This window comes from Klebsiella sp. BIGb0138, from assembly GCF_004342285.1.
Classification (GTDB): domain Bacteria; phylum Pseudomonadota; class Gammaproteobacteria; order Enterobacterales; family Enterobacteriaceae; genus Klebsiella.
Window position 1 is genome coordinate 120,948 of record NZ_SMCV01000003.1, and the last position, 23,939, is coordinate 144,886.

Annotated in this window: 26 protein-coding genes; 18 read left to right on the forward strand and 8 right to left on the reverse strand. The window is 57.0% G+C overall.

The features are described from left to right. Positions 1–37 precede the first annotated feature (37 nt). From EDF73_RS08655 to ampH, 3 genes are all read right to left on the reverse strand, one after another. Positions 38–1,738: a GNAT family N-acyltransferase gene (locus tag EDF73_RS08655; RefSeq protein ID WP_132728326.1), complete on the reverse strand. Its 1,701-nt coding sequence runs from the start codon at positions 1,736–1,738 to the stop codon at positions 38–40. Between the two features lie 147 nt (positions 1,739–1,885). After that, positions 1,886–2,860, reverse strand: coding sequence for a porphobilinogen synthase (gene hemB / locus EDF73_RS08660; RefSeq protein ID WP_132728328.1), 975 nt, complete (start codon positions 2,858–2,860; stop codon positions 1,886–1,888). A gap of 115 nt (positions 2,861–2,975) precedes the next feature. Further along, positions 2,976–4,133 (reverse strand): D-alanyl-D-alanine-carboxypeptidase/endopeptidase AmpH, encoded by a 1,158-nt coding sequence (gene ampH / locus EDF73_RS08665; protein WP_132728330.1) that lies wholly within the window; start codon positions 4,131–4,133, stop codon positions 2,976–2,978. 199 nt (positions 4,134–4,332) lie between these two features. Here ampH and EDF73_RS08670 point away from each other — a divergent pair, with 199 nt between their 5' ends. From EDF73_RS08670 to EDF73_RS08680, 3 genes are all read left to right on the forward strand, one after another. Beyond that, positions 4,333–4,866 carry an isochorismatase family protein gene (locus EDF73_RS08670; RefSeq protein WP_132728332.1) on the forward strand — a complete coding sequence of 178 codons (534 nt, stop codon included), beginning with the start codon at positions 4,333–4,335 and terminating at the stop codon, positions 4,864–4,866. Between the two features lie 118 nt (positions 4,867–4,984). Next, positions 4,985–6,205, forward strand: a complete 1,221-nt coding sequence (gene sbmA / locus EDF73_RS08675; RefSeq protein WP_132729002.1) for a peptide antibiotic transporter SbmA — start codon at positions 4,985–4,987, stop codon at positions 6,203–6,205. Positions 6,206–6,245: 40 nt separating this feature from the next. After that, positions 6,246–7,376: a DUF1615 domain-containing protein gene (locus EDF73_RS08680; protein WP_165905679.1), complete on the forward strand. Its 1,131-nt coding sequence runs from the start codon at positions 6,246–6,248 to the stop codon at positions 7,374–7,376. Here the strand turns inward: EDF73_RS08680 and EDF73_RS08685 are convergent. Beyond that, the gene (locus tag EDF73_RS08685; RefSeq protein ID WP_132728334.1) at positions 7,373–7,675 is read right to left on the reverse strand and encodes a DUF2755 family protein; all 303 of its coding nucleotides are present in this window, start codon (positions 7,673–7,675) and stop codon (positions 7,373–7,375) included. The genes EDF73_RS08680 and EDF73_RS08685 overlap by 4 nt on opposite strands. 255 nt (positions 7,676–7,930) lie before the next feature. Here EDF73_RS08685 and EDF73_RS08690 point away from each other — a divergent pair, with 255 nt between their 5' ends. After that, entirely contained in the window at positions 7,931–8,134 is a 204-nt protein-coding gene (locus EDF73_RS08690) for a DUF2754 family protein (RefSeq protein ID WP_132728335.1), read from the forward strand. Positions 8,135–8,233: 99 nt separating this feature from the next. On the opposite strand, the gene ddlA is transcribed toward EDF73_RS08690, so the two are convergent. Further along, the gene (gene ddlA, locus EDF73_RS08695) at positions 8,234–9,331 is read right to left on the reverse strand and encodes a D-alanine--D-alanine ligase (RefSeq protein ID WP_132728337.1); all 1,098 of its coding nucleotides are present in this window, start codon (positions 9,329–9,331) and stop codon (positions 8,234–8,236) included. Between the two features lie 99 nt (positions 9,332–9,430). On the opposite strand from ddlA, the gene EDF73_RS08700 reads away from it, so the two are divergent. The 8 genes from EDF73_RS08700 to psiF all read left to right on the forward strand — a co-directional run bounded on the left by EDF73_RS08700 (position 9,431) and on the right by psiF (position 17,330). Next, complete coding sequence (locus EDF73_RS08700; protein ID WP_132728339.1) at positions 9,431–10,114, forward strand: extensin family protein; 684 nt, start codon at positions 9,431–9,433, stop codon at positions 10,112–10,114. 211 nt (positions 10,115–10,325) lie between these two features. Further along, positions 10,326–11,525, forward strand: coding sequence for a multidrug efflux MFS transporter (locus EDF73_RS08705; RefSeq protein ID WP_132728341.1), 1,200 nt, complete (start codon positions 10,326–10,328; stop codon positions 11,523–11,525). A gap of 170 nt (positions 11,526–11,695) precedes the next feature. Then, positions 11,696–12,460, forward strand: coding sequence for a gluconate 5-dehydrogenase (gene idnO / locus EDF73_RS08710; protein ID WP_132728343.1), 765 nt, complete (start codon positions 11,696–11,698; stop codon positions 12,458–12,460). A 103-nt stretch (positions 12,461–12,563) separates the two neighbouring features. Continuing rightward, positions 12,564–13,853: an MFS transporter gene (locus EDF73_RS08715; RefSeq protein WP_132728345.1), complete on the forward strand. Its 1,290-nt coding sequence runs from the start codon at positions 12,564–12,566 to the stop codon at positions 13,851–13,853. 65 nt (positions 13,854–13,918) lie between these two features. Next, positions 13,919–14,911 (forward strand): substrate-binding domain-containing protein, encoded by a 993-nt coding sequence (locus EDF73_RS08720; protein ID WP_132728347.1) that lies wholly within the window; start codon positions 13,919–13,921, stop codon positions 14,909–14,911. A gap of 228 nt (positions 14,912–15,139) precedes the next feature. Beyond that, a complete protein-coding gene (gene iraP / locus EDF73_RS08725) occupies positions 15,140–15,400 on the forward strand; it encodes an anti-adapter protein IraP (RefSeq protein WP_004858488.1) in 261 nt (86 codons plus the stop codon). 87 nt (positions 15,401–15,487) lie between these two features. Beyond that, positions 15,488–16,918, forward strand: coding sequence for an alkaline phosphatase (phoA, locus tag EDF73_RS08730; RefSeq protein WP_165905680.1), 1,431 nt, complete (start codon positions 15,488–15,490; stop codon positions 16,916–16,918). A 91-nt stretch (positions 16,919–17,009) separates the two neighbouring features. Beyond that, complete coding sequence (psiF, locus tag EDF73_RS08735; RefSeq protein WP_132728349.1) at positions 17,010–17,330, forward strand: phosphate starvation-inducible protein PsiF; 321 nt, start codon at positions 17,010–17,012, stop codon at positions 17,328–17,330. A gap of 56 nt (positions 17,331–17,386) precedes the next feature. On the opposite strand, the gene proC is transcribed toward psiF, so the two are convergent. Continuing rightward, positions 17,387–18,196, reverse strand: coding sequence for a pyrroline-5-carboxylate reductase (proC, locus tag EDF73_RS08740; protein WP_132728351.1), 810 nt, complete (start codon positions 18,194–18,196; stop codon positions 17,387–17,389). A gap of 115 nt (positions 18,197–18,311) precedes the next feature. On the opposite strand from proC, the gene EDF73_RS08745 reads away from it, so the two are divergent. Then, positions 18,312–18,770, forward strand: a complete 459-nt coding sequence (locus EDF73_RS08745) for a YaiI/YqxD family protein (protein ID WP_132728353.1) — start codon at positions 18,312–18,314, stop codon at positions 18,768–18,770. Here the strand turns inward: EDF73_RS08745 and EDF73_RS08750 are convergent. Next, positions 18,767–19,468, reverse strand: a complete 702-nt coding sequence (locus EDF73_RS08750; RefSeq protein ID WP_132728355.1) for a DUF2076 domain-containing protein — start codon at positions 19,466–19,468, stop codon at positions 18,767–18,769. The genes EDF73_RS08745 and EDF73_RS08750 overlap by 4 nt on opposite strands. A gap of 335 nt (positions 19,469–19,803) precedes the next feature. Between EDF73_RS08750 and aroL the strand changes: the two genes are divergently transcribed. The 4 genes from aroL (at position 19,804) to ppnP (ending at position 21,950) form a co-directional block, all read left to right on the forward strand. Continuing rightward, positions 19,804–20,361 carry a shikimate kinase AroL gene (gene aroL, locus EDF73_RS08755; protein ID WP_132728357.1) on the forward strand — a complete coding sequence of 186 codons (558 nt, stop codon included), beginning with the start codon at positions 19,804–19,806 and terminating at the stop codon, positions 20,359–20,361. 96 nt (positions 20,362–20,457) lie between these two features. After that, positions 20,458–20,649 carry a YaiA family protein gene (locus EDF73_RS08760; protein ID WP_132728359.1) on the forward strand — a complete coding sequence of 64 codons (192 nt, stop codon included), beginning with the start codon at positions 20,458–20,460 and terminating at the stop codon, positions 20,647–20,649. Positions 20,650–20,900: 251 nt separating this feature from the next. Then, complete coding sequence (locus tag EDF73_RS08765; RefSeq protein ID WP_132728361.1) at positions 20,901–21,578, forward strand: AroM family protein; 678 nt, start codon at positions 20,901–20,903, stop codon at positions 21,576–21,578. Positions 21,579–21,665: 87 nt separating this feature from the next. Next, positions 21,666–21,950, forward strand: coding sequence for a pyrimidine/purine nucleoside phosphorylase (gene ppnP / locus EDF73_RS08770; RefSeq protein ID WP_041144262.1), 285 nt, complete (start codon positions 21,666–21,668; stop codon positions 21,948–21,950). A gap of 53 nt (positions 21,951–22,003) precedes the next feature. On the opposite strand, the gene rdgC is transcribed toward ppnP, so the two are convergent. Then, entirely contained in the window at positions 22,004–22,915 is a 912-nt protein-coding gene (gene rdgC, locus EDF73_RS08775; protein ID WP_132728363.1) for a recombination-associated protein RdgC, read from the reverse strand. A 91-nt stretch (positions 22,916–23,006) separates the two neighbouring features. Between rdgC and mak the strand changes: the two genes are divergently transcribed. Next, positions 23,007–23,912, forward strand: a complete 906-nt coding sequence (gene mak / locus EDF73_RS08780; RefSeq protein ID WP_165905681.1) for a fructokinase — start codon at positions 23,007–23,009, stop codon at positions 23,910–23,912. Positions 23,913–23,939: the final 27 nt, after the last annotated feature.

Consider the following 23,939-nt stretch of genomic DNA (forward strand, 5'->3'; position numbering starts at 1 on the left):
CGGCTCAGGCGCCACGCGCCGCAGGCCGGGGTTCAGGTTACAGATGCGCCCCGATGTAGCGCTGATAGCGGTTGGCCTTCAGATACGTTAAATCCACCAGCACCAGGCCATCGACGCAGTTGTTGAAGTCCGGGTCGCTGCCGAAGTCGATAAACTGCACCCCGCCGGGTTCGCAGACCTCGGAATATTGCTTATACAGTGGCGGAATGGCGCAGCCGAGGTTACCCAGCAGCGACTTCAGCCGCGTGAGGTCTTCGCTGTAATCCTCCCCGCCGAACTGCGCCAGCACATCGGGCAGCGAGGCGGGGTAGGGCCGACGAGATTCCGCCAGCGGATGGCTGGCCGGGAACCACAGGCGATAGAAGGCCACCAGCAGATCGCGTGCCGCAGGCGGCAGGCCGCCGGAAATGGAAACCGGGCCGAACAGGTAACGGTAGTGCGGGTAGCGCGCCAGATAAGCGCCGATACCCGACCACAGATAATCCAGCCCGCGGCGGCCCCAGTAGCGCGGTTGAATAAAGCTGCGTCCCAGTTCAATGCCGTGGGTGAGGATATCATTCATCCGGTCGTCGTAATGGAACAGGCTGTAGCTGTAGATCCCTTCCAGACCGCGTTTTTCCCGCTGCATTGCGGTAGGTATAAAGCGATAGGCGCCGACGATTTCCAGATCGTCTTCATCCCACAGAATCAGATGCAGGTAATCGTCGTCATAGCTGTCGACGTCGCGACGCTTGCCGCTGCCTTCGCCGACCGCGCGAAAGGCAATTTCCCGCAGACGACCCAGCTCACGCAGCAGCGGCGCATCGTCCTGACCATGGCGCTGCCACAGGTAGATGACTTTGCCATCCGCCGTGCGCCCCAGACACTCCGTCCGGCTAAGCTCGCGCTTGAGCAGCGCGCGATCTTCGGGGCGGGCAATGGCGCTTTCCGTTTTGAAGAGCCCAGGCAGCCCTTTGCCCAGCCGTTCGACGTGGCGATAGCAGCGGTCCGCCAGTTCGCGAGCCGGCGTTTGCGCGCAGTGCCAGGCGGACCAGGCAATCTGTTCCCCAATACCGATCGGCAGACTGCTGTTGCGCCGGCGGAACATTTGCTGCATCAGCAGCAGCAGCGGCAGGTTAGCTGACACCAGGGCGCTGGCGTAAAACAGCGCGCTGTTGTGCGCGCGAATCCAAACCGGGAGCAGCGGAGCGCGGTATTTATTCGCCAGTTTGATAAAACCGGAGTGCCATTTTTTATCGCGGATCCCCCGGGGCGTAACGCGCGAGACCTCGCCCGCCGGGAAAAAGATCAGCACTCCGCCGTTCTGCAGCTGCCGATCCATCTGCTGTAGCGCCGCTTTGGCGGTGCGGCCGTTGATGTTGTCGACGGGAATAAACAGCGAACTGAGCGGTTCAAGATGGGTCAGCAGGCGATTGGTCACCACTTTGACATCGCGGCGCACCCGGGAGACGGCGTAGAGCAGCGCAAGGCCATCAAGCGTGCCGGTGGGATGGTTAGCGACGATAACCAGCGGGCCGTGTTCGGGGATTTGTTCCAGATCGTGCGCCGGAATGGCGCAGCGGATGTTGAGATGTTCCAGCACCTGTTCGACCGTATCAAGCCCTTTCAGGTGGCGATGGCGAGCGGCAAATTGTTGAAACTCATCCTCATGCAGTAATTTTTTTAACAGTTTCTTTTGCCAGGGGGCAGGCCTCGCCTGAGGCCACAGGTCGTCGAGTACATTGTCGAGACTAAACATAGCGCTTCCTCCTCCGTCCTGCCCAGACAGTAGAAGGTGGAAATGTCGCTTATATTGCAGTTAAGTGAATATTCGGTATCGGCGGGCCAGGGAACGGTCGGGACAGCAGCCCCGGTCAGCGCAGCGCGACCGGGGAAGACGAGGGGATTAACGCAGGATTTTCTTTTCGGCCAGATCGCGGGCGAAATAGCTGAAAATCAGATCCGCGCCGGCGCGTTTAATGGCGCCAAGGCTTTCCAGAACCACTTTCTGTTCATCGATGGCGCCCGCCTGGGCGGCAAATTTGATCATCGCGTATTCACCGCTGACCTGGTAGGCCCCGATCGGCAGATCGCTGCGCTCGCGGATATCGCGCAGAATATCCAGATAGGCGCCGGCCGGTTTTACCATCAGGCAATCTGCGCCCTGGGCTTCATCCAGCAGGGATTCACGAATCGCTTCGCGGCGGTTCATCGGGCTCATCTGGTAGGTCTTACGATCGCCTTTCAACGCGGTACCGGCCGCTTCACGGAACGGGCCGTAGAACGAAGAAGCAAATTTGGTGGAGTAGGACATGATCGCCGTGTTGGTAAACCCGGCGGCGTCCAGCGCCTGGCGAATCGCCTGCACCTGGCCATCCATTGCGGCGGATGGCGCAATGAAGTCGGCGCCGGCCGCGGCGGCAACGACCGCCTGCTTCCCGAGGTTCACCAGGGTCGCGTCGTTATCGACGCCGTGGTCGCACAGTACGCCGCAGTGGCCGTGCGAGGTGTATTCACAGAAGCAGGTATCGGACATGACGATCATCTCCGGTACCGCATCCTTACAGATCCGCGACATCCGCGCGACCAGGCCGTTTTCGTTCCACGCATCGCTGCCGGTCGCATCGGTATGGTGAGAGATACCGAAGGTCATTACCGAACGGATACCGGCATTGGCAATTCGCTCAATTTCACGGGCCAGCTGTTTTTCCGGAATGCGCATCACGCCGGGCATGGCTTCAATGGCTTTGTAATCGTCGATTTCTTCTTCAACAAAGATCGGCAACACCAGGTCGTTCAAACTCAGTGTTGTCTCTTCAAACATGGCGCGCAGCGAAGCGGACTGACGTAGGCGGCGGGGGCGAGTGATTAAATCTGTCATGGTTTGCCTGATTTTGTGAAATGAAAGCAAATAGTCTAACCGAAATAGCGCCGGGATGTTTCGCCAAAGGAAGCATTAATGCGCTCATCCTTCGGCGCGCCATCCCGCGATCTTATCAGGATTCTGGTATTGCCGCCGGCTGTCCGCCGCTCAGTTCGCTGACCAAATCGTTGATACCGTCACTCATGCTGCTAAAGCGGGTCAGCGATGAACGGGTGACCACCACGAAGGCGCCGACGTTCGCCTGCGGGTTCATCGCCATATAGGTGATAAATCCGCCGCCGCCGCCGGTTTTCTGGATTATTCCCGGATGACCATTTTTGGGTTTCATGTAGACCCAGCCGAGACCGAGCGCATCGGCTTTCCCCGGCACATCCATACCGATGACCCGGGTCAGCTGGCTACGCTGATAAATCAGCGTTTGCATACGGTCAGCCTGTCGCCCGCGGGTATAAAAGTCGGACGAGAGGAACTGCTGCATCCAGCGCATCATATCGCCAGGGGTTGAATAAACGCCGCCGCTGCCGATCGCCGCCAGCGTATTGTTACACGGGCTGGCGCCTTTCTCGGCGACCATCAGGCGGGCGCATTGATCCGGCGATGGCGTGAAGGTGGTGTCTTTCATCCCCAGCGGGCGGGTGATTTGCTCTTCAAAGAGCTGCGGATAAGGTTTACCCGCGGCGGTGGAGAGGGCGTCCGCCAGCAGGTCAAACGCCAGGTTTGAGTAGGCGGCCTGCGAGCCGGGGGCCGTTTTCAGCGAGGCCGTCGACAGCCACGCCCAGCGCTGCTGGCGCGTCGGCCAGACGAAGACCGGACGATGCGCCGCTCCGCCCGGCTGCTCCCGCGGCAGGGCGCTGGTATGCGTCGCCAGGTTAACCAGCGTAATCGGCGTCCCCTGGTAGGTCGGCACCCGCGCGCCCGGCGGCGCGTACTTGCTCAGCGGATCGTTAAGCTTCACGACGCCCTGATCGAGCATTTTCACCAGCATCTCGCTGGTCATCAGTTTACTCAACGAGGCAATGCGAATAACCGAATCCAGCTGCGGATGCTCATTGTTGCCCGGGCGCGTTTCGCCAAAGCTGCGGAATACGCGCTGGTTACCGTCGATAACCACCAGCGCCATTCCGGTGGCGCCGCTGCCGTAATAGATATGGTTGGCGTAACGATCGACCACGTTGGAGGCAAATTCCGGGTCAACGATCGGTTGAGCAGCCTGGACCGATGTCCACGACGCCACGCACAGCGCAGCAAAAATGAGCAGACTACGTTTCAACTGGGGTATCCATAAAAATGAGAAGAGATATAAGGCGTATTTATACTACGAAGCGAGGCAGAGCAAGGTGGGAATAACGTCAATATTTTGCGGAAAAACGTAACGGTGCGTAAAAAGGACTTTTTTACGCATCCGGATATCCGCTTTACCCGGCGGGCGGGTATGATTAGCGTTTGTTTAAGCGGATGGTGAGAGAGATATGACGGCTCAACGGGTGGTAATGGTAGTAGATATGCAAAATGGCGTCTTTGCGACCCCGCGCATTGAGCGTGCGCGCTGCGTCGCACAAATTAACCATCTGATACGCGCCGCAGATCGCGTTATTTTTATTCAACACGCCGAGGACGGCGGCCTGGAAGAGGGCAGCGAAGGTTTTGCCCTGCTGGCGGAGCTGGAGCAACCGGCAGGATCGCTTTATGTCACCAAAACCGCCTGCGATGCGTTCTATAAAACCCGTCTTACGCAGGTATTGCGCGACCTGAACGTCGGCCAGTTCGTGATTTGCGGCTGCGCCACCGACTATTGTGTCGATACCACCATCAAGAACGGCGCCAGCCGGGGTTATGCCATCACCGTTGCCGAAGATGCGCACACCACCGCCAACCGTCCCGCGGCGCAGGCGAAAACGCTAATCGCCCACTACAACGAGGTCTGGCGTACGCTGACCGTCCCTGGCAATCCTTTACATGTGAAACCCGTGGAAACAATTCTGCGCGCATGGCAGACGAACTAAGCTGCTGATATTCGGTCTCATCATCCGGTCGCCTTTCATTGCCGCACCCGTTATGCGGCGGGCGTTTTTGTGGTACACAGCATAACCATAACGATAAAGAAGTTAGCAGGAGTGCATGATGTTTAAATCTTTTTTCCCTAAACCAGGGCCGTTTTTTCTCTCTGCCTTTATCTGGTCGCTGCTGGCAGTGATCTTTTGGCAGGCGGGCGGCGGCGACTGGCTGCTGCGTTTAACCGGAGCCTCGCAAAATGTGGCCATCAGCGCCGCGCGGTTCTGGTCGCTGAACTATCTGCTGTTTTACGCCTACTACGTGTTCTGCGTCGGCGTTTTTGCCCTGTTTTGGTTTACTTATAGCCCGCACCGCTGGCAGTACTGGTCCATCCTCGGCACCTCGCTGATTATCTTCGTTACCTGGTTTCTGGTGGAGGTCGGGGTGGCGATCAACGCCTGGTACGCTCCGTTCTACGATCTGATTCAGACCGCGCTGGCCACGCCGCACAAAGTCAGTATCAACCAGTTCTATCAGGAGATTGGCGTGTTCCTTGGCATCGCGATCATTGCGGTGATTATTGGCGTTATGAATAACTTCTTCGTCAGCCACTATGTCTTCCGCTGGCGTACCGCGATGAACGAACACTATATGGCGCACTGGCATCACCTGCGCCATATCGAAGGCGCCGCCCAGCGTGTGCAGGAAGACACTATGCGCTTTGCCTCCACGCTTGAGGACATGGGGGTGAGCTTTATCAACGCCGTGATGACGCTGATTGCCTTCCTGCCGGTGCTGGTCACCTTGTCCGCGCATGTGCCGGACCTGCCGATTGTCGGCCATCTGCCGTATGGCCTGGTGATTGCCGCGGTGGTGTGGTCGCTGATGGGGACCGGCCTGCTGGCGGTGGTGGGGATTAAGCTGCCGGGACTGGAATTTAAAAACCAGCGGGTGGAGGCGGCGTATCGTAAAGAGCTGGTCTATGGCGAAGATGATGAATCCCGCGCCACGCCGCCGACGGTACGCGAGCTGTTCAGCGCCGTGCGGCGCAACTATTTCCGACTCTATTTCCACTACATGTACTTCAACATCGCCCGTATTCTTTATCTGCAGGTGGATAACGTTTTCGGCTTGTTCCTGCTGTTTCCGTCGATCGTTGCCGGTACGATTACCCTCGGTTTGATGACGCAGATTACTAACGTATTTGGTCAGGTGCGCGGTTCGTTCCAGTATCTGATTAGCTCGTGGACGACGCTGGTGGAACTGATGTCGATCTACAAACGTCTGCGCAGCTTTGAACGCGAGCTCGATGGCAAAGAGCTGCAGCCGGTAACGCAAACGCTGAATTAATGACGGATACCTCAACCTAATTGCAGAGGCAGATTGCAGGATGACGCATAGACAAGGAAAGAGCAGGGCGACAGCGGGGCCACGGATCGCGCCATGCGCCCTGACGTTACTGGCCGGGATGGTGCTGAGCGCCTGTACCAGCCAGCAGGCTCCGGTAGTGAAAAAAGGCGAAAAGGCCGTTGATGTGGCGGCGGTGGTGCGGCAAAAAATGCCCGCCAGCGTCAAAGACCGCGAGCAATGGGCGCAGGCGATCGCGAAAACCTTCGCCAGCCAGAAGCTGGCGCCGACGGAAGAGAACGTCTGTTCGGTGCTGGCCGTCGCGCAGCAGGAATCGAACTACCAATCCGATCCGCTGGTGCCGGGGCTGAATAAAATCGCCTGGCAGGAGATAGACCGCCGGGCGGAGAAGATGCACATCCCGGTTTTCCTCGTGCATACCGCGCTAAAAATTCCGTCGCCTGATGGCAAAAGCTACAGTGAGCGCCTGGATGGCGTAAAAACCGAAAAGCAGCTCAGCGCCGTGTTTGATGATTTTATCGGCATGGTGCCGATGGGGCAGAAGCTCTTTGGCTCGCTCAATCCGGTGCATACCGGCGGCCCGATGCAGGTGAGTATTGCGTTTGCCCAGCAGCATACCGACGGCTATCCGTGGAAAATCAACGGCACCGTGCGCCAGGAGGTGTTCAGCCTGCGCGGCGGCCTGTGGTTCGGCACCTATCATCTGCTGAACTACCCGGCCAACTACAGCGTACCGCTGTACCGCTTTGCCGATTTCAACGCCGGCTGGTACGCCAGCCGCAACGCCGCATTCCAGAATGCGGTCAGTAAAGCGACCGGCGTCAGGCTGGCGCTGGACGGCGATTTAATTCGTTATGACAGCGATGAAGCAGGCACGACCGAGCTGGCGGTGCGGCGGTTAGCCGGGCAGCTGGCGATGAGCGATGATGATATCCACCGCCAGCTGAAAAAGGGCGATAGCCTGGCGTTTGAAAAAACCGATTTGTACCAGCAGGTTTATCGTCTGGCGGAGAAGAAAGCGGGCAAGGCGTTACCGCGGGAGATGCTGCCGGGAATTCAGCTTGAGAGCCCGAAAATTACGCGTAATCTGACAACCGCCTGGTTTGCCAAACGCGTTGATGAACGGCGCGCCAGCTGCATGGCGCGCAACTAGCGGTTGTTGCGCCAGCGTAGGATCAGCCCGAGCACCCCGACCAGCATGCAGCCGACCAGGAAGGGGATCAGGCCGAACAGGGTGCCCACCGCCAGGCCGATCTCAATCCGGGGACGGTCATTGTCCTGGACCTGCATCAGGTGTTCGAACACGCCGGGGGCATGCACCAGCATGCTCAACATTTGCGCCCCGGCCCAGAAGCAAAACAGCACGAACAGGGCGTAGGCGATATTGCTGCTGGTGAGTGGCCCTCTCTTTTTGCCGCCGATAATTGATTTTGAAAAGGCGAACTCTGCCATTTGACCCTCCGAACTTCACTGACCTGCGGGTTTTACACCTGCTACTTAGCGATCATTCTGGCAGCGGCCGGAGGTTGGCAGTATCGGATTGCTGGTAATTTCCACCCAGGAATATTCCTGTTTTCCTCATTGTGTCGGCTGGCGACAATTTTTGTCGAATTTAGAGCAATATCTCAATGTTTGATAATTCTCCGCGGGGCTACAGACCGCGGATTCCGGGTGTGCGAAGATGTTTTTTTTGTTGTCGGAGTGGTTATGAAGCTCACTGAAAAAATTCGCTGGGACTGGCACTACTACGCCTTTGCGCTGGGGCTGATTTTTATTCTGAACGGGGTGGTGGGGCTGCTGGGGCTGGAGACTCAGGGCTGGCAATCCTACGCCGTCGGTCTGGTCACCTGGGTGATCAGCTTCTGGATTGCGGGAAAAATTATCCGCCGTCGCCAGGTTGAGGAAGCGTAAGGGGCCGGTTTCCCCGGCTGCGCCTGGCTTACCGGGCTGTGGGGATCTCTTCCGTTAGCCCGGGTACGACGCCGCGCGCCGCAACCCGGGGGGAAACCATCAATTCATCGAGGTCTTCAGCGCGCGGTCTGCCGCATGGCGCTCCAGCGCCAGTTCAATCAGGCGGCTGATCAGGCTGGTGTAATCCAGGCCGCTGGCTTGCCACAGTTTTGGATACATACTGATATTGGTAAAGCCTGGCAGCGTATTGATTTCGTTGATGATAACCTCGTTATCTGCCGTCAGGAACACGTCCACCCGCGCCATTCCGCTACAGCCCAGCGTCTGGTAGGCACGCACGGCAATAGCGCGGATGCTGTCGTTGACTTCGCTATCGATGGCCGCAGGAACCACCACTTTGGCACCTTGATCGTCAATGTACTTGGTATCGTAGGCATAGAATTCACTGTTCAGCACGATTTCGCCGCAGGTGCTGGCCTGGGGGAAGTCGTTGCCCAATACCGCGCATTCGATCTCGCGGCCTTTAACCCCCTGCTCAACCACCACTTTGTGGTCGAATTCAAAGGCCAGCGCCACCGCCTGCTGGTACTGCTCTTCGCTATTCACTTTGCTGACCCCAACCGAAGAACCCTGGTTTGCCGGTTTCACAAACAGCGGCAGGCCCAGTTTTTCTTTAATTTCAGCAAAACTGAACTGCTGGCGGTTGGCGCGGGTCAGGGTGACGAACGGGGCAACAGAGAGGCCGGCGTCACGCAGCAGACGTTTGGTGACGTCTTTGTCCATGCAGGCCGCGGAGCCAAGGACATCGGAACCGACGAAGGGCAGGTTAGCCATCCGCAGCATGCCCTGCAGCGAGCCGTCTTCACCCAGCGTACCGTGGACAATCGGGAAAATGACGTCGATGGCTGCCAGCGGCTGGCCGCTGTCGGCATCGATCAGCTGCTGTGCGTTGCGGCCCGGGATTTGCGCCAGAGTGACGTCAGAGGGACGCAGCGCAATACGGGCGGGATCGTGCGGATTTAACAGATAGTTACCGGCGTCGTTGATATGCCAGAGCCCCTGTTTATCAATCCCCAGCAGAACCACGTCGAAGCGCGTCTTATCAATCGCTTCAACGATATTCTTCGCCGACTGCAGCGACACTTCGTGTTCTGCCGACTTACCGCCAAAAACGATCCCAACCCTCATCTTAGCCATTTCAACTTCCATCCTGATGACAACAAAACGCATAACATAGCATGTGTAAGCGCCGCCTGGCTGCCATAATATTCACATTGCAAAGCGACGGGAGGCGGCGTGAAAGGAAAGGGTCTTATCGCTGTGCTGGCGCTACTGGCGGCCGGCTACGTCGGATATCGTTATCTTCCCCCGTCGTATAATCCGCTGGCGCCGCTCCGTCTGGAAGACCCGCCGGGGACTATCAGCCAGTTCAAGCTGCGGCGACTGACGCCCGCGCAGTGCGCCGGTCTGCTGGAGGAGGCGAATCGTCGACGGCTCATCTCCAGCCAGCCCGCTGCCGACAGCGGGGGCGCGTGCCCGCTGGAAAACGTGGTGCGGGTACGCGACTTCGGCACGGTCAAACTGAGCAGCAGTTTCCTCGCCAGCTGTTCGCTGGCGCTAAGCAGCGCGCTGTACGTTGAACAGCAGGCGAAACCGCTGACCCGCCGGATGCTGGCGAGCGATCTCCGGCAAATCGATCATCTTGGCAGCTTTGCCTGCCGCAACATCTATCATCGCCAGAACGCGCCGCGCAGCGAACATGCGACGGCGGAGGCGCTGGATATCAGCGGCTTTCGCTTAGCCGATGGCCGCCGCATCAGCGTGCTGAAGGGCTGGCCGGACGCGGAATATCATCCGTGGCTGCAAACGCTGCTGGCGAACGGCTGCCACTACTTCGGCAACGCGCTGGGGCCGGAATATAATGCCGCTCATGCCAACCATTTCCATCTCGGGATGCGCGGGCAGCGTTTCTGCTTTTGAACGGATCTCCTCGTACCGCACGCCGTATGGGCGATAACTTAGGGATAACGTACTGCTTATGTGGCATTTCACCACGAAATTGTTCGCCCGATGGGAGTCAAATGTCATAAAACACTAAACTCATCGCCAGCGCATCTCTGGTAATACGTCGACGGATGGAAATTGCTAAGCTAGGTAATAATTCACAAAAAATTAATGAATACGTGTAGTTATGGAATCCTGGAAGGTCAATCTCATCTCCGTCTGGTTTGGCTGCTTTTTCACCGGCCTGGCGATTAGCCAAATTCTCCCCTTTCTACCGCTCTATGTTTCCCAACTGGGCGTGACCTCTCATGAGGCTTTATCGATGTGGTCGGGGCTGACGTTCAGCGTCACCTTCCTCGTTTCGGCCATCGTTTCGCCGATGTGGGGCAGCCTGGCGGACCGTAAAGGGCGTAAGCTGATGCTGCTGCGCGCCTCCCTGGGGATGGCGGTGGCCATTCTGCTGCAGGCCTTCGCCACCAACGTCTGGCAGCTTTTTATCCTGCGCGCGGTGATGGGACTGACCTCCGGCTATATTCCGAACGCCATGGCGCTGGTGGCCTCCCAGGTACCGCGCGAGCGCAGCGGCTGGGCGCTCAGCACCCTATCGACGGCGCAGATTAGCGGCGTGATCGGCGGGCCGCTGCTGGGCGGCTTCCTTGCCGACCATGTCGGCCTGCGGGCGGTCTTTTTTATCACCGCGATCCTGCTGACGGTGAGCTTCCTCGTCACGCTGTTTCTGATTAAAGAGGGAGTACGGCCGCAGACCAGCAAAGCCGATCGTTTAAGCGGCAGAGAGGTGTTCGCTTCGCTACCCTATCCGGGGCTGATGATTAGCCTGTTTTTCACCACCCTGGTGATTCAGCTCTGCAACGGCTCCATTGGCCCGATTCTGGCGCTGTTTATTAAATCGATGGCGCCGGACAGCAACAATATTGCGTTTCTCGCCGGGATGATTGCCGCCGTGCCCGGGGTTTCCGCGCTGATCTCCGCGCCGCGGTTGGGGAAACTCGGCGATCGGATTGGCACCGCGCGCATTCTGCTGGCGACGCTGTGCTGCGCGGTGGTGATGTTTTTTGCCATGTCGTTCGTGACCACGCCGCTGCAGCTCGGCGTCCTGCGCTTCCTGCTGGGTTTTGCCGACGGGGCGATGCTGCCGGCGGTGCAAACCCTGTTGCTCAAGTACAGCAGCGATAACGTCACCGGGCGTATCTTCGGTTACAACCAGTCGTTTATGTATCTGGGAAATGTTGTCGGGCCGTTGATTGGCGCATCGGTATCGGCGATGGCCGGCTTCCGCTGGGTCTTTATCGCCACCGCGATTATCGTGTTGATCAACCTCTGGCAGCTGGCCGTGATGTTGCGCCGCAGCCGTCGTCGCGCCGCCTAGTCTCTTCTTTCCCGGCATTGGCGCGCCAGGCGCCGATGCCGCATCCAGCGCCTCTCTTTGCGTAAATGTCGCACTGATCACAAATTAATCATTTCTCTGTCTCTCCCTCTTTAAATGTCTACTGTTACGCGTATACAGTTACGCATAACAGTACTTAAAAAAGAGATTTTATGAAGAATCTATTCGATTTATCCGGCAAGCGCGCATTGATCACCGGTTCAGCCCGCGGCATCGGTAACCTGCTGGCCGAAGGCCTGGCGCAGTACGGGGCGGAGATCGTCATCAATGACCGGACGCAACAGAAAGCGGATCGCGCGGCGCAGGCGCTGGTGGACCTCGGCTATCGTGCGGTAGGGGTCGCTTTTGACGTCACCCGTTCGGCGGAAGTTGAACAGGCGATCGCCCGCATTGAGGCGGAGATCGGCGCGATTGATATTTTGGTCAATAACGCCGGTATTCAGCGTCGTTACCCGTTTAGCGAATTCCCTGAGGAGGAGTGGGATCGGGTGATTGAGGTCAACCAGAAGGGCGTGTTCCTCGTTTCGCAGCAGGTGGCCAAATATATGATGGCGCGTCGGGCGGGGAAAATAATTAACATTTGTTCGATGCAGAGTGAATTAGGTCGCAAGACCATTACGCCGTATGCCGCATCGAAAGGGGCGGTCAAAATGCTCACCCGCGGCATGTGCGTCGAGCTGGCGGAATATAATATTCAGGTCAACGGGATTGCTCCGGGTTATTTCGCGACAGAAATGACCGCGCCGTTGGTCAATGATGAGGCGTTTTCCGCCTGGCTATATCAGCGTACTCCGGCCGCGCGTTGGGGGAAACCGGAAGAATTAATTGGCGCTGCGGTGTATCTGGCCTCCCCGGCGGCAAATTTTGTGAATGGCCACCTGTTGTTTGTCGATGGCGGGATGCTTGCCGCCGTGTGAAGCGCTCGTCGTCTTTCTCGTCTGCGGTCTTAACCCGCGGAAAGACGACGAATAATAAAATAATTAAACCAGTTTGATTATGCACATAATCTGAGGATGGCATATGCAAATGCTCGCGAAATTACCAGCGCGTCGCTGGTGGTATTTAATGCCTATTATCTTTATTACCTATAGTCTGGCCTATCTCGACCGCGCGAATTATGGTTTTGCCGCCGCAGCGGGAATTGAAAGTGATTTAGGCATTACCAAAGGGACCGCATCGCTTATTGGCGCGTTATTCTTTCTGGGTTATTTCTTTTTCCAGGTTCCCGGTGCGATATATGCGGTAAAACGCAGCGTACGTAAAATGATTTTCTGCAGCCTGGTTTTATGGGGCTTTTGCGCGGCGGCGACCGGGTTTGTCAGCAATATTCCGATGCTGATGGCGATTCGTTTTATTCTCGGGGTGGTGGAAGCGGCGGTGATGCCGGCGATGCTGATTTATATCAGCAACTGGTTTACCAAAACCGAGCGTTCGCGGGCCAATACCTTCCTGATCCTTGGCAACCCGGTGACGGTATTGTGGATGTCCATCGTCTCCGGCTACCTGATCCAGGCCTGGGGCTGGCGTGAAATGTTTATCATTGAAGGTATTCCGGCGGTGCTGTGGGCGATCTGCTGGTGGATTCTGGTGCGGGACAAGCCGTCCGAGGTCTCATGGCTTAACGCGCAGGAGAAACAGACCCTGCAGCAGGCGATGGACAGCGAACAGAGCCATATCAAGCCGGTACGCAACTATGGCGAGGCGCTGCGTTCGCGCAATGTGGTCATGCTCTGCGCCGTCCATGCGCTGTGGAGCATCGGGGTGTACGGTTTCATGATGTGGATGCCTTCGATTCTGAAAAATGCGGCGCAGATGGATATCGTGGCGGTCGGCTGGCTGGCGGCGGTCCCGTATCTGGCGGCCATTTGCCTGATGCTGACGGTCTCCTGGCTGTCGGATAAGTTCCAGAATCGTAAGCTGTTCATCTGGCCATTGCTGCTGATTGCCGCCATTGCCTTCTTCGGTTCCTGGATGATTGGCAACCAGTCCTTCTGGTTCTCTTATGCGCTGCTGGTGATCGCCGCCGCCTGCATGTATGCGCCGTACGGCCCGTTCTTTGCGTTAATTCCGGAGCTGCTGCCGCGCAACGTCTCCGGCGTGTCGATGGGGCTGATCAACAGCTTCGGCGCGCTCGGCGCGTTCCTCGGCGCCTGGCTGGTGGGCTATCTGAATGGCGTGATGGGCGGACCCGGCGTGTCCTATACCTTTATGGCTATCGCTCTGCTGGCTTCGGTGGTGCTGATGTACCACGTACGCGCCAACGATGAACGCGCCTCTCCTCTAATCACAACAAAGAAGCTTGCGGGTTAACAGAAACGAAGCTGCTGTGTTAAGGTTCTCTGCGAGCATATGCGTCGTTTGCCGTAGAGAACCCGATGAAAAACAACCGGATGACATTACAGGATATCGCGAACCTGGCCGGGCTGAATAAAATGACGGTCAGCCGTTATTTACGCGACCCGAGCCAGGTATCGCAGCGCAGCCGTGAGCTGATTGCTAAGGTCATGGAAGAGAACAACTATATCCCTAACCGGGCGCCGGAAATTTTGCTCAACGCGCGCAGTAAAACGATAGGCGTGCTGATCCCCTCCTTCCGTAATCAGATTTTCGCCGACGTGCTCGCCGGGATTGAGTCCGTCACCTCCGCGCATCAGTATCAGACCCTGATTGCCAACTACGGCTACGATCCGCAGCGTGAAGAGCGCGAAGTGCTCAATTTACTCTCGTATAATATCGACGGACTGATCCTGACCGGCAAACAGCACAGTGAGCGCATGATCCAGTACGTGCGCGCCAGCGGTATTCCGGTGGCTGAACTGATGGACTTTGGCGGTGAGCCGCTCGATATTCAGGTGGGGTTTGATAATGAGAAAGCCGCCTGGGATATGAGCCATGCGTTTCTGGAAAGCGGCAAGCGGCATATCGCTTTTTTTGGTTCGATGGACGATCCCCGCGATTTGAGCCGTTTTCGCGGTACCGAACGCGCCGTCGCGGCCTATGGCCTGAAAGCCTATCATATGACGCCGCGCACCATCTCCTCGGTCGCGCTTGGCCGCCAGATGTTCCTGCAGATGCAGCAGTCGCATCCGGAGATTGACGCTATTTTTTGCACCAATGACGATCTTGCGGTCGGCGTGCTGCTGGAGTGCCAGGCCCAGGGAAAATCGGTACCGCAGGAGATCGCCATTGCCGGTTTCCACGGGCTGGAAATCGGTCGCGCGCGTCTGCAGAAAATCGCCAGCGTCATTACCCCGCGTTATGACATCGGCAAAACGGCAAGTGAAATAATCATTGCTCGTCTGGCCGGTAAAGACGCGCCAGACAGCGTGAATTTGGCCTATCAGATATATTATGGTGATACGCTATAGTTATTACCCGAATAGCAATATGCCTTTTTATTATTATCTATTGAATTTAGTTATGACCAGTATTGTTCTGGTGCTGAGTTTATTCCTCGGGCGTGCGCAGAATGAGCAAAACGTTTCGCTTATTATATTCCGGGATGAATAATCATTTTTAAAAAATAATACTGGTATCCGACGGCGGATGTATGACATAACTAGCAAATAATGGAACCCGCATAAGGATAACGTGCTATGAAGAATCTGATTGCCGAACTACTGGTCAACCTTGCGCAAAAGGAAGAGGAAGCAAAGGAATTGACGGTGCAGGTTGAGGCGCTGGAGGTAGTCGTGACGGCGCTGCTGCGTCATATGGCGCAGGACGCGCAGCAGGCGCTAATTAACGATATTGAGCACGCGATTGAACAGGCCAGCCCTGGCCCGCTGGTAGACGATCGTGACGCCCAGCTGTTACAGCAATATATAAAAAAGCTGTTGCGGCATCCGCGTAGTTAGTTCTTGTGACAGGACATGGATGCTGTCATTTTACTGTCATCTCACTTTTATAAAGTCTCCTTCGTTTTGTTTTTTAAGTATTTTTACATGGAGACGACAAAAGTGAAATTAAGCGCCCTGTTTATTGCCCTGATACCTCTGCTGGGTTCCCCGGCTATTCATGCCGAAACCACCGCCGCTCCGGTTCTGGAGAATCGTGCCGCTCAGGGCGATATCACCGCCCCCGGTGGCGCGCGTCGGTTAAGCGGCGACCAGACCGCCGCGCTCCAGGCCTCGTTAATCAACAAACCGGCGAAGAATATTATTTTGCTGATTGGCGACGGAATGGGCGATTCAGAAATTACGGCTGCGCGCAATTATGCTGAAGGCGCGGGCGGTTTCTTTAAAGGCATTGATGCGCTGCCGCTGACCGGCCAGTACACCCATTATTCTCTGGATAAGAAAACCGGCAAACCGGATTATGTGACCGACTCCGCCGCGTCCGCTACCGCCTGGACCACCGGTGTGAAAAGCTATAATGGCGCGCTGGGCGTCGATATCCACGAAAAAGATCATCAGACCATCCTTGAACTGGCGAAGGCGGCGGGCTTTGCCACCGGCAACGTCTCCACGGCGGAGCTGCAGGATGCCACGCCAGCGGCGCTGGTGGCGCACGTCACCTCACGTAAATGCTATGGCCCGAGCGTAACCAGCGAAAAATGCCCGGACAATGCGCTGGAAAAAGGCGGTAAGGGCTCCATTACCGAACAGCTGCTGAATGCCCGCGCGGACGTGACCTTAGGCGGCGGCGCGAAAACCTTCGCCGAAACCGCCACCGCCGGCGAATGGCAGGGAAAAACCCTGCACGATCAGGCCATCGCTCGCGGCTATCAGATTGTGACCGATGCCAGCTCGCTGGCGGCAATCGACGAAGCTAACCAGAACAAGCCGCTGCTGGGCCTGTTCTCTGACGGTAATATGCCGGTTCGCTGGGAAGGGCCGAAAGCCTCTTACCACGGTAACATCGATAAACCTGCGGTTACCTGCACGCCGAATAGCAAACGCGACGCCTCCGTTCCGACGCTGGCACAGATGACCGAGAAAGCGATTAACCTGCTGAGCCGCAACGAGAAGGGTTTCTTCCTGCAGGTTGAAGGGGCTTCTATCGACAAACAGGACCATGCGGCAAATCCCTGCGGTCAGATTGGTGAGACCGTCGATCTTGATGAAGCGGTACAAAAAGCGCTGGAGTTTGCCAAAAAAGAGGGCAATACGCTGGTGGTGGTCACCGCTGACCATGCGCACTCCAGCCAGATTATCCCCGCCGAGACCAAAGCGCCGGGTCTGACTCAGGCGCTGACCACCAAAGACGGTTCCGTGATGGTTATCAGCTACGGCAACTCGGAAGAAGAGTCGATGGAGCACACCGGCACGCAGCTGCGCATCGCCGCCTACGGTCCGCATGCCGCTAACGTGGTGGGATTAACCGATCAGACCGATCTGTTCTACACCATGAAAGCCGCTCTGGGCCTGAAATAAGCCAACGCCGGCGGTGAATTATCGCCGCCGGCTGGTTTTTTTCCCATCAGCGACCAGACTTACAGAGATCGACTTACAGAAGGGTGGTGCGATGAAAATAACATTACTGGTATCCCTACTTTTTGGCGTGATCTTTGTGACTGCGGTGAGCGCCGCGGAAAAAACGCCCACTCCTCAGCAGCAAAAAATGACGATCTGTAACAAAGAGGCCTCGTCGAAGTCGCTGAAAGGGGACGAGCGTAAAACGTTTATGAGCCAGTGTCTGAAGAAAGATGCACCGGCGCAGGAGGGGAAGGGGCTGACGCCGCAGCAGCAAAAAATGCGCGAATGTAATGGTCAGGCAACCCAGCAGTCCCTGAAAGGGGACGATCGTCAGAAATTTATGAGCGCCTGCCTGAAAAAACAGGTGTAGCGAAAAGTGTAATGAGCACGGGTGAGCTCTGCCTCACCCGTGGTTTATTTTCAGGATCAGGCGCGACTAAGCTTCTCTGATTTTTCCATGCACTTCACCATCGCTTCGATGACCGCAGAACGGAAGCCTTTCTCTTCCAGCACCCGCACCGCTTCGATAGTGGTTCCGCCCGGCGAGCAGACCATATCTTTCAGCGTACCCGGATGCTCGCCGCTTTCGAGAACCATTTTCGCCGATCCCATCACCGCCTGAGCGGCAAATTTGTAGGCCTGGGCGCGCGGCATTCCGCCGAGCACCGCGGCATCGGCCATCGCCTCAATAAACATAAACACATAGGCTGGCGCGGAGCCGCTGACGCCCACCACCGGATGGATCATCGGCTCAGAGATAATCTCCGCCTGGCCGAAACAGCGGAAAATCGTCAGCGCTTCGGCGATTTCCTCGCTGGTGACCAGCGCGTTAGGCGTAACGGAGGTCATGCCGGCGTTGACCAGCGACGGCGTGTTCGGCATGGCGCGCACGATCTTGCGATCGTGGCCCAGCGCGCGCGCCAGCTGATCGAGAGTGACGCCGGCGGCGATAGAGATCACCAGCGAGTCTTTATTCAGGCTGGAAGCGATTTCGCTCAGCACTTTCACCATGATGCCCGGCTTCACCGCGCCGAAGACAATGTCCGCGACCTGGGCGACTTCCTGCGCGCTCTGCGCCGCATTGATGCCGTACTGGTTATGCAGGGCAGCGACCTTGTCCGGGGACGGGGTATAGACCCAAATTTGACCCGGCTGTACCTGTCCGCTGGCGATCAGCCCGCCCAGAATGGCCTTACCCATATTGCCGCAGCCGATAAAGCCAATTTTCTTCTCCATCACCGTTCCCCTTTGCTTATTTTGTCGTGAGTTGTCTAGCTTATCACTCTGGCGCTTTCATGGGGGACAAAAGCAGGTGACAATGATGACTCCCTTTTCGTCGACAGGAGCCGGAATGGCTATTTGGGTAGATGCGGACGCGTGTCCGAACGTCATTAAAGAGATTTTGTTCCGTGCCGCGGAGCGCACGCAAACGTCGCTGACGCTGGTCGCCAACCAGCCGCTGCGGGTGCCGCCGTCACGGGTTATCCGCACGCTGCGCGTGCCGCAGGGTTTTGATGTCGCTGATAATGAAATTGTTCGCCTGTGCGAACCGGGCGATCTGGTGATCACCGCCGATATCCCGCTGGCGGCGGAGGTGCTGGCCAAAGGCGGCGCAGCCTTGAACCCCCGCGGCGAGCGCTACAGTGACGCCACTATTCGCGAGCGGCTGACGATGCGTGATTTTATGGAGACCATGCGCGCCAGCGGCGTGCAGACCGGCGGCCCGGATAGTTTATCGCAGCGCGACCGGCAACAGTTCGCCGCCGCGCTGGAGAAGTGGCTGTTGGAGACGACGCGCCAGCAGGGTTAAACCCAGCTATCGTCATCGCCGCTGAAATAGTCATCAGCGCCAAAACCGGCGTCGAAGTCGGAATTCAGGGTGTTATTATCCGCGAAGAACGGGTTATCTTCCTGACGGAACGGAGCGTCGGCAGCGCTGGCATCCGGGGTCTGGCTGAGATCGGCCTGCGGCTGCTCTTCGATAATATTGACGATTTCCTGCGGATGCGAGCCGCTGAACATATGGGTCAGCATATTGCCCAGCACCACGCCGCCGGCCACGCCTGCTGCCGTTTGTAGCGCGCCGGCCATAAAGCCGCCGCCGCTACGCGCCGCCTGCGGGGCGTAGTTTTGCTGCTGTACGGGCGGAGCATACTGCGGCTGTGCATTCGCCTGCGGGCGAGCGTACTGCTCTGCCCCTGGAATAGGGTCAGAGACGCGGGACTGGCCGCCGCCAAACAGGCCGGAAAGGAACCCGCCGCTGCTCGGTTTTGCCGCCTGCAGCTGCGTCACCTGGCTTTCCAGCGCCTGGATACGATCGTTTAGCTGCTTGATCGCCGCCTCCTGAATCAGGATCGTTTGCGCCATATAGTAAGGGGCCGCGGGCTGCTCTTTGATATGTTGCGCAATCCGCTCCTCAGCGCTGGCATCGCGCGAAGCGCTCTGCGTCCCGGCTTCTTTCAGCCGGGAAAACAGTCCATCAATAAGGCGTTGTTCTTCAGATTGCATGGTACATTCCTCTGTCACATAGGTCATTTAGCGTCAGAGTGCGTCCGAATGGCCCGGTTTGTAAATATGTTGTCGCGTAAAGCTATACCTAAATGTGTTACCGTTTACGCCAGCCAATGATTGAAAAATAACCCGCGGAAATAAGTAAATCTGGCATAACACTTGATGCAATGATAAGTTTACACGAAAAATCCTTTTGCTCTCTGTGGTGGAATGGGGTTTTTAGATTAATGTAACGTTTATTTTACGGTTATTGTGCAACGTTTTTGCAGGTATCATTGCTTACTTTTCGTATTCATTTTCCCGCGACATGCGGAACCAGGGGGTCTTAGGTAATGACATTGCCAATCTTTCTCATCGGGCCACGCGGCTGTGGTAAAACGACGGTCGGCCATGCACTGGCGCGGGCGCGTAATTACCAGTTTACCGATACCGATCACGCTCTGCAGGAGCGTGAACAGCGTACGGTCGCGACGATTGTCCAACAGGAAGGTTGGGATCGTTTTCGTGAACTGGAATCAGAGGCGCTGAAAGCCGCCACGCAGCCGGGCACGGTCGTTGCGACCGGCGGCGGCATTATTCTGGCTGAAGGCAACCGGCAGTTCATGCGGGAAAATGGCGTGGTTATTTACCTCCAGGCCTCGGTTTCGGCGCTGATCGTTCGCCTTGAAGCCTACCCTAAAACAGAGCAACGCCCGACGCTGACCGGCAAACCGGTCCGTGATGAAGTCGGCGAGGTGCTGGCGCAAAGGGAAGCGCTGTATCGGGCCACGGCGCATCATATTATCGATGCGACGGCGACGCCGGATGAGGTCGTCAGGCAAATTATGGCGACGTTGCCGGGTGTCTCAGCCCCGCAAGAGGCTCAATGCGTCGAGGCGGCACGCGAGTAGAGGGATGCCTCGCCCGGCGAGTTAAGACTTTACTGACGGTAAACGGCGTAGAGGCCCCTATACTTAATAGCTCTGATGGTCGAAGAAGGAAGAGCTATGCCAACCCAACCGCCATATCCGAGAGAAGCGCGTGTCGTTGCCGTTGAGAAAGGTACCCGGGGCCAGGGGGAGACCTGGTATCAGCTGCGTGCCGATTTCCCGACCCCCGATTCACTGATCAGCGAACACCCAACTGAGCAGGAAGCGCTGGATGCCAAACGGCGCTATGAAGACCCCGATAAATCATAATCCCTCGCGCCCGGAATTCTTTTGCACAGCGGAATACCGGGCCTTCATCACATTTTCAATTCATCACCCATACTAATGAATACCTAAGGTACGGATTTTTCAGGCACCCACCTGAGGTCGCTTCAATCTTTACATTCAACGGCGGCGCGAAGCTGCTACGCTTCTGGTCGGTTGATTTTTAGTCAACAGGGGGGCGGATGTTGTGTGTAGTAAGCCTGTGCTGAAGCAGTGGTAGTGAAAAGGTACGTGATATGAGTACAACGATGGCAATTTTAAGCGTTGGCGTGGTACCGGTGGCCGAAGTTCTGCCGCTTTTAACCGAACATATCAGGGAAGAACAGATCACCCATATTAGCCTGTTAGGCGAAATGACGCGTGAAGATGTGATGCAAGATTATGCCGTTGATTCCGGCGACGAAAGCCTGCTGACGTTATTAAATGATAACCAGCCGGCAGAGGTCTCGCGGCAGAAGGTCGAGCGCGATTTAAAGCATGTTATCGCGATGCTCGACAGGCAAGAATATGACGTCATCCTGCTGCTGAATTTCGACATGCTCAGTGGCCTGACGGCGCACAATGCCATATTACTGGAACCGCAGCGGATTATTCCGCCTCTGGTGGCGTCGATTGTTGATGGTCATCAGGTGGGGGTGATTGTTCCCGTCGAGGAAGTGCTGCCCATGCAGCGGCAAAAATGGCTGTCCTTAGAAAACGCACCGTACTATGCGTTAGCCAACCCGAGCAGCGGCAGCGATAGCGATTTATTGAGCGCCGGGCGTGAACTGCTGGAGCAGGGGGCCGATGTGCTGGTGCTGGATTGTCTGGGCTACCATCAGCATCACCGGGACGTATTGCAAAAAGCGTTGGATGTGCCGGTTCTGTTGTCAAACGTGCTGGTTTCGCGACTGGCCGCAGAACTATTAGTTTAACATGGCGTAATCGAGTAATTTTGCGTGACAGGGGCAAGGAGCGCCCCCTATATTGAGGTTTCAACAAAAGATCATAAGGGTTTGTTTATGCTTCAAAGCAATGAATACTTCGATGGAAAAGTGAAATCTATTGGCTTCACCAGCAGCAGTACCGGCCGTGCAAGCGTCGGGGTGATGGCGGAAGGGGAATATACCTTTGGTACCGCCCAGCCAGAAGAGATGACGGTGGTTAGCGGCGCGCTGAATGTGCTGCTGCCAGGGGAAACCGAGTGGAAAGTTTATACCGCCGGTGAAGTATTCAATGTGCCGGGCAGCAGCGAGTTCCATCTGCAGGTGGCTGAGCCGACTTCTTATCTGTGCCGCTATCTGTAATCAGCAGCCTTCCTGCCGCGGCGGGAAGGCATGCCTATTATCGTCACCCGATCTTAACGCTGGGCTTCTCCGCCCAGAGCTTCCACCAGACTGGCAATCAACGCCGCCAGTTCGCCGGTCATCAGAATAAAGTCGGCGTCGAAGCGCTGAGCGAAATCTTCCCGGTCAATATCTTCATTCTGGTCGCGCAGTTCGTCACAAAACTTCAGCCGTTTGATTGAACCATCGTCACACATCAGGAACTGGATACGCTGCTGCCAGTCAAGGGCCAGCTTGGTCACCACTTTACCGGCTTCGATATGAACGGCGATTTCATCGCTGACCAGATCCTGTTTCTTCGCGCGGATCACGCCGCCATCTTCGAGCATCGCTTTCAGCTCGGCTTCATCCAGCAGCTGGAAGCCTTGCGCCACGGTTCCGGAGCGGACCCACTCGGTGAGCGTCAGCTCGATCGGGTTTTCCAGCGCCAGGGGGACGACCGGCAGCGATCCTAAGGTTTTACGCAGCAGCGCCAGCGTATCTTCGGCTTTCCTGGCGCTGGCGCAATCCACCATGATCAGACCGTTGACGGTATCGATCCACATCATGGTCTGGCTGAAGCGGCTGAAGGCACGCGGCAGCAGCGAGTGCAGCACTTCATCTTTCAGCGCATCTTTCTCGGTTTTTTTCAGCTTACGGCCCTGATCGGCTTCCAGCTTGAGGATCCTGGCTTCCAGCGCCTGTTTGATCACCGGCGACGGCAGGATCTTCTCTTCTTTACGTGCGCAGATCACGATCTGGCCGTTAGCCGTATGCGTCAGCGCATCGCTGTGCGATCCCATCGGCGAGACCCAGCCGGTTTTCGCCATATCCTGGCTACCACAAGGGGTAAAAGTCAGCTCGGCCAGCTGTTTTTCCATCTCCCCGGCACGCAATGAAATGTCGCGGCTGAGACGGTAAACCATTAAATTTTTGAACCACAGCATGATAATTTCCACGGCGTTATCGTTAAATCCAGCGGGCATGATAGCGAATTGTCGCTATGCTTGCATTGTTAATCGGGGAGAGGAGCGTACAGTGCGTATTGGTATTGATCTGGGTGGTACAAAAACAGAAGTCATTGCCCTGAGTGACCAGGGAGAACAGCTCTTTCGCCACCGTCTGCCGACGCCGCGGGAGGATTATCGGCAAACGATCGACAATATCGCCGCGCTGGTGGCGATGGCGGAGCAGGCAACCGGAGAACGCGGCAGCGTGGGCGTCGGGATTCCGGGGTCGATTTCGCCGTATACCGGAGTGGTAAAAAATGCCAACTCCACCTGGCTCAACGGTCAGCCGTTTGATAAAGACCTCAGTCAGCGCTTAAACCGTGACGTGCGACTGGCGAATGATGCCAACTGTCTGGCGGTATCGGAAGCGGTAGACGGCGCCGCCGCCGGGGCGCAGACCGTGTTTGCGGTGATTATAGGCACCGGCTGCGGCGCGGGAGTGGCGATAAGTGGCCGTTCCCACATTGGCGGCAACGGTACCGCGGGCGAGTGGGGGCATAACCCGCTACCGTGGATGGATGAGGATGAACTGCGCTACCGGGCGGAAGTTCCGTGTTACTGCGGTAAGCAAGGGTGCATTGAAACCTTTATCTCCGGCACCGGCTTCGCCACCGACTATCGGCGTCTGAGCGGCCATCCGCTAACGGGAAATGAGATTATGCGGCGGGTCGCAGAACAGGATCCGCTGGCCGAGCTGGCCCTGTCGCGCTATGAGATGCGTCTGGCGAAGTCGCTGGCCCACGTGGTGAATATCCTCGACCCGGACGTCATTGTGCTGGGGGGCGGGATGAGCAACGTCGAACGTCTGTATCAGACGGTGCCCAACCTGGTGAAACCGTGGGTGTTCGGCGGCGAGTGCGAGACGCCGATTCGCAAAGCGGTTCACGGTGACTCCAGCGGCGTGCGCGGCGCGGCCTGGCTGTGGCCGCTGTAACCGGCTGACGGCGCCCCGGGTCGCGGC